The sequence below is a fragment of the Kiritimatiellia bacterium genome (assembly GCA_028715905.1).
GTDB lineage: Bacteria > Verrucomicrobiota > Kiritimatiellia > JAAZAB01 > JAAZAB01 > JAQUQV01.
The window spans coordinates 1-5,868 of sequence record JAQUQV010000096.1 but is presented as its reverse complement, the minus strand read 5'-3'; the positions used below and the strand labels follow the sequence as shown (position 1 = coordinate 5,868).

The 5,868-nt window shown below is 59.0% G+C and carries 7 protein-coding genes; all 7 read right to left on the bottom strand.

Annotated features, from left to right (window positions below; genetic code table 11):
* Positions 1–165: 165 nt before the first annotated feature.
* Positions 166–870 carry a hypothetical protein gene (locus PHP98_11525; GenBank protein ID MDD5484258.1) on the bottom strand — a complete coding sequence of 235 codons (705 nt, stop codon included), beginning with the start codon at positions 868–870 and terminating at the stop codon, positions 166–168.
* Between the two features lies 1 nt (position 871).
* On the bottom strand, positions 872–1,663 hold the full coding sequence (locus PHP98_11520) for an ABC transporter permease (protein ID MDD5484257.1): 792 nt from the start codon (positions 1,661–1,663) through the stop codon (positions 872–874).
* Positions 1,664–1,718: 55 nt separating this feature from the next.
* Positions 1,719–2,672: a lysophospholipid acyltransferase family protein gene (locus PHP98_11515; GenBank protein ID MDD5484256.1), complete on the bottom strand. Its 954-nt coding sequence runs from the start codon at positions 2,670–2,672 to the stop codon at positions 1,719–1,721.
* Complete coding sequence (gene lipA, locus PHP98_11510) at positions 2,641–3,519, bottom strand: lipoyl synthase (GenBank protein ID MDD5484255.1); 879 nt, start codon at positions 3,517–3,519, stop codon at positions 2,641–2,643. Before lipA ends, PHP98_11515 begins: the two co-directional genes overlap by 32 nt.
* Positions 3,520–3,530: 11 nt before the next feature.
* Positions 3,531–4,145 (bottom strand): NUDIX hydrolase, encoded by a 615-nt coding sequence (locus PHP98_11505; GenBank protein ID MDD5484254.1) that lies wholly within the window; start codon positions 4,143–4,145, stop codon positions 3,531–3,533.
* Positions 4,135–5,592, bottom strand: coding sequence for a DUF2851 family protein (locus PHP98_11500; GenBank protein ID MDD5484253.1), 1,458 nt, complete (start codon positions 5,590–5,592; stop codon positions 4,135–4,137). The genes PHP98_11505 and PHP98_11500 overlap by 11 nt, the downstream gene beginning before the upstream one ends.
* A gap of 28 nt (positions 5,593–5,620) precedes the next feature.
* A partial coding sequence (locus PHP98_11495; GenBank protein MDD5484252.1) for a hypothetical protein occupies positions 5,621–5,868 on the bottom strand: 248 nt, incomplete at its 5' end.

Below are 5,868 nucleotides of genomic sequence, written 5' to 3'. Positions count from 1 at the left end.
CGAAAGCCCCTTCTTCCGTGGTAAATTCGGCGTAAAGCCTGAACTTCGGCTCAAAAAAACCCTGGGCCCGGCCGGCCATAAAACTACCTGCGATCAACAAACCCATCGCGCCCAGCACAAACACACCCGCAATTTCATTGACGAACCTGAATTTGAAAGGCTGATTCATGGCTGTTTTTCCTTTACCAATATCATTTCCGCGCCCTGCATGCGATAACGAATTTCATTTGCCCGGCTGGCGGCGCGCCAGACCGCGTCCCGGCCGGTCTGCCAGATTGCCGCCGCGCCGCGTTGCAGCGCTGCCTGCACCGCGGCCATCAGTTTCGGGAGGTCGTTGTCCGGCACGCCCTCTTCAGGGCGCTCAAGCAGTAATAATAGAGGTGTTCCGATCAGGGCACGGACCCATTCCGCCATTTTCAGGTCGCGTTTTGGCACAAACACCGGCCGGCGGCGGGGTATTTCCTCCAGACCGAAAGCGCGCGCCAACGCGTCCGCTTCCGCGATAATCTCTTTTTCCGGACGGCGGGTGTGATGCCGCTCGGACAAGGTAACATTTTCAATCACATTGAGGTTGCTGATCCATCCGTTTTTTTCAAAGATTCTCCCGATCTGTGCCCGGGCGCGTAATTCATCCTCCGGACCAAGGGCGCGCCAATCCCGTCCCTGCCAGCGGACGGCTCCGGCCTCCGGAGCAAGGAGGCCTTCGGCCGCGTCGGCGAGCGGGAGGTTTTCACCGCCGGCTTCAAGCCGGACAAGCAAAAGGCGCCCCGGCGGCAGGCTGAATGTCAGCCCGCGCATTTCCGCCTGGCCGGGCGCGCCGGCCGGCAAGGCGACATTTGCAAACTCCAGAATATTTATTGTTTCAGGCATTTCAAGCATAAGTGAGAATTGAAACGAGCGCCGAGAGAATAAAGAGCGCGGCAATTGAGCGCACCACGGCCCGGGTCGCCGCCTGGGGCACTTCCGTAATCGCCGTTCCCACGCCGATGCCTTCGGAAGCGCAGATAACGGCCGTAAACATGCCGGGCAGAAAAGTTTTGGCCAACAGGCTGAACACGTCGGGCAGATGCACGGCTCTAAGCACGTTGGCGATGAACAAATCAGGCGCGCCGGTGCCGACGCCGGCCAGCATGCCATACAGGTAACCGCCGCCGAACGAGATTATAATAAACCAGATGGTCAGGCAAAAGACGCATATGGCAAAAGCCAGCGCGCGCGGCATGATCAGATAAAGCAGGGGGGCAATGCCCTGGCATTCCAGAAGATGAATTTCCCCCAGGACTTTCATGTTGCCCAGTTCCACGGCAATCGCCGTGCCGCTGCGGCCGATCAGGATAAAATTCACCAGGAGGGGCGCCAGCTCGCGCACAATGACAATGACGAGAATGCTTCCCAGCATCTGCGATTGCCCGGTTTTGCCGAGCCAGAGCTGGGCCTGCAGGACCACGGAGAGACCCGTCATGATCGCGACCAGCGAGACAAATTTAAGCGCTTCAACGCCGGTAAATAAAATCTGGCGGGCAAAGACGTTACGGGTGGTGCGCGGCCAGGCGCCGCCTTTGGCCGCCAGAAACAGGATGCTCCACAGGAGCGCAAAAAGATGCGCCGTGTCGCGCGCCTTGTTCAGCGCATTTTCGCCGAGCTTGCCGATCAATGTTCTCATTCTGTTTTTAATTCCGCGCCGAGGCCGCAAAACAGGCGTATCGGGAATTTGTACACTATTTCGCGCCGTCCCGCAACCCGGCCGGTTGCGCGCCGACCGCCCGGGCCGTATTGTTCTGCCAGAAAGGATCAAAAATGAACCACTGTTCAGGATGCTGCGCAATTTCTTTTTCCATGACCGCGCCGATTTTCAGGTTGATTTCTTCCAGCGTGGAATCCTCCCTGACGATGAGCGGGGGATAAAAGCGGAGCAGGAAAGTGTCGTTGGGCTGGCGCAAAACAAAAGCCGGGACAATCGGCGTCTTTGTGCGCAGCGCGATCCGCGCCGGTCCGCTGGAAAGCAGGGCGGGCTTGCCGAAGAAATTTACCATATGATGGTGGGCCGTAAAATCGCGGTCCGCCAGCATCACCACGCATTCCTTTCGTTTTAAGGCCTGCAGAACCCCGCGCGCGGCGCGCCCGATCGGAATAAGCCGGATGCCCCTTTCTTTGCGCTGTTGGTCAAAAAGCCGGTTTATTTTATCAAGCCGCTGGGGCAGGAAAACCACGTTCAGCCGGTAGCCGAGGGCGGTCATGATCGCCCCGCCCAGCTCCCAGTTGCCGAGATGGGCGGCGATAAAAATCACGCCCTTGTCAAAACTGCGCGCCTGTTCCAGGTAATCAATGTGCTCAATGCTGACCAGGCGGCGGACTTCCGCCGGGGTCATCCGCGAAAACTTGAAAAAATCCACCAGGTATTTCCCGAACAACTGAAAAGTCCTGCGCGCCATCTGCCGCAGCGTTTCCTCCGAGGCCGATACGTTTTTGGACTGGAGAATATGCGCCAGATTGGCCATGACCGCCCGGCGGCCTTTTTCATCCTCCGCGAAAAACCGGTCGGCAATGCGCAGCGCCAGCCAGTATGAAAACCGGCGCGGCAGCCGGCGGCTGAAAATCTGCGCAAGACGATACGATAAATAGCTGTTTTCCATGAATAATTCAATGCGGCCGCCGCGGGGCAATGGCATCATTAAATAAATGCTCGGCCAGATAAGACGAGCGCACCAGCGGTCCGGCGGCAACCGCCCGGAACCCCATCCTCAAAGCGTGTTGGCGGTATTCTTCAAAAGTTTCCGGAGGCACAAACCGTTTGACCGGCCGATGACTCCTGGACGGCGCCAAATACTGGCCAAGGGTCAAACATTGGCATCCGTGTTGCAGCAAGTCGCGCATGGCTTCGTAAAGTTCGGCATCGCTTTCCCCCAGGCCGGCCATTAAGCCGGATTTGACTGTTCTTGCCTTCCCGGACATGGCCGCGCGTTTCAGGACCTCCAGAGAACGCCGGTAGCCGGCCTGGGGGCGCGTTTCTTTCTGCAGACGTTCCACCGTCTCCAGATTGTGGTTGAAAACATCCGGCTTCGCTTCCAGCACAACCGCCAGCGCTTTTTCCGCGCCGTTAAAATCGGGCGTCAATACCTCCACCGTCGTCCTGCCGTTCATTGCGGCCCCGATGGCGGAAATGGTTTCCGCAAAAACACCCGCCCCGCCGTCGGGAAGATCGTCGCGGGTGACGCTGGTGATGACCGCGTGGCGCAATTTCAGATTTTTTACCAGGGCAGCCGCGCGGCGCGGCTCATCCCGATCAACCGCCTGCGGCTTTCCCGATGGAACCGCGCAAAAAGCGCAGTTGCGCGTGCAGACGTTTCCCAGGATCATGATGGTCGCCGTGCCGCGCCGGAAACATTCATGGCGGTTCGGGCACTGCGCGCTTTCACAGACGGTGTGCAGGCGCTGTTCATGCAGCAACGCATGCACGCGCGCGTATTTTCCGCCCGTATCAAGCCGGACCCGGAGCCATGGAGGTAGTCTTGTTTTCATTGACATTAATGTCAAACCGCGATCCATGATTGTGCGCGCCGCGCGGCCCTGAACATGGTCCAGGCCGCCAGCGTCTTGGCATCCCTGATTTTGCCGGCCGCCAGCATGGCTTCAAACTCTTTTGCCGAAAGCAGTACCGGCATAATCCGCTCATCGGCGTCCGGTTCCGGGCAAACGGCGGCGGCCCCGAGTCGGGCAAAAAAAACATCTATGCCCTCGTCGCAAAACCCGGGCGCGGTATAGATGCGGCCCAGCCGCGCCAGCGCCACGACTTTATAACCGGTTTCTTCCCTGATTTCCCTGCGGATGCAGGCACCCGCTCCCTCGCCCGGCTCGCGGGTGCCGGCCACAATTTCCAGCAGTTCGCTTTCCACCGCCTTGCGGAACTGGCGCACAAAGACAAACCGGTTGTCCCGCCGCCGGCAGAGCGCCGCAACGGCGCCGGGATGCCGCACAATCTCGCGCCGCGCCCGCAGGCCGTCCTGCAATTCAACCTCCAGCAGATCGGTCTTGATCAGACGGCCCGTAAATTTACGCTCGGAATGGATTGTTTTTTCTTGCATGCCGGAATTACCGCGGCTTTTTGCGGACATGGCCAGGCACAATCGGCGAGGTTTAATCTGCATCGTGTTTTTCTCCTTTCAGAGCGGAAATCATTTCAAGCAGTCCGCATGCGGCGCAGTCGGAACGGTCGCCGAGGCAGAAATCGTGGAATATCTGGATCAGCCCCTGCTGCAACAATCCGCGGCGGTAAAGGGAAGGATTATGGTCCGGACCAAGCAGGTTAAAGGCGCTTTGTCTGATGACCGCATTCATTTCCTCAACCGGCAGGCATGCCAAGAGGTCATCCGGCGGCTTTTTCAAGCGGCGCAAGCCCATTTGCATAGGGATAATTACGTTGGAGACAATAGCCGCGGCGCGCCGGCGGCCGATGAGGGCAATATCCGCCGCGGACGGTTTTTGACCGAAGACAAACCGGCGGCGCCAGTAATTATCGCCGGGCTTTTGCAGAACGGCAAGGATGTTTTCAATCCACCGCCCGGCGTCCGCGCCGGGAACCTCCGGCCCGCCGAACATTTCCGACGGCATTTCCCTGTTGGTGAAGATGTCGGCTGCGGCCATGAGCCGGCGCCGGGGATGATTCTGCGGGCGGACGCCGCTCAATGACCACAAGCCGGCCGGAATGATCTGCGCCGACCATTCCGCCCGTTGTTTCCACCAGAAATTCCAGAGTTTGCGCACAAAACGGCGGCTCTCATCATCCCAGCGCGCGCCGGTTAACGCCGGTAAAAGGCCGGCCACGCCAGCCAGAAGGGCGTAGGCAAAGACGGGATTCAAACCGGAATATTCACGGAGCGCTTCCAGCGGCACGCGCTCGGCGAGCAGGCGAAAAGGCAGGCGGTTGTTTTTGTAACCCAGCGCGCCCATGATTTCCTCATAAAGAACCTGGTCCCGGCCCTTTTGTTCCGCGGCCGCGGCCAGCCGCCCGGCCTTGACCGCAAGGCGGTGTTTCCCGGCGGCGGACAACAGGCCGCAAACCGCCCCGGGGGAACAACGGGAGAGGATCCGCGCGCAGGGAGTATCGTCCCCGCGGGCGGCGAAGGGATAAGCGGCAACATCTATTGACTCAAACGAAAACAACGGGTTGCCGAGGAGTTTTTTCCTGAGAACAATTTGCAGGGCGGACGGCGGCAAGACGTTTGACGGCAGGCGGCCGGGAAAAAAGGTTACATGGGCGATCACGCGCGCGTACGCCGGGTCGGCGGCATGGCCGTGTTTTTGCCAGTCGGCAGGATGGATATGCACTTCAACGTCGCCCTTGATCCTCCGGCGCGCGGCTCCCGCCCGCAAAACCGCATCAAGAAAATCGGGGCCCTTCTCAAGATTCCAGCGTCCCGGTTTTTCAATAATGACCTCTTCCCCGTTTTCAGCGCGCAGTTCCGCCGGGCGCAATTCAGGGGAAAACCATATGCATTTCAGATGCCGCTCCGTGGCTGGAAAACCCCCGCCTCCCCCGGAGGGTGGCAGCCGGCCGTAGGCAAAAACGTCGTTCAAACGTAAAGATTCTTTCATCGGCATGCGCCCGTCTGGCGCGGCGATATTACCTGAAAATCGCGCGGAAACGCACCTGTTTTTCCCCCTCCGAACTGTCATCCGGAGCACAGAGCAAAATACACCAGAAACCCCGGGCATGCAATCTTTTTCCCGGGCGACCCGCCGCCCCCCAGGGCTGTGTTACCCGTGGTGGTAACACAGGCTGAATCAAGAAGATAGAAAATAAAACTGGACAATCCGGAATCTGTCTGCTATTGCTTTCCGGCATGAATACAAACACTTGGAAGCAGTATG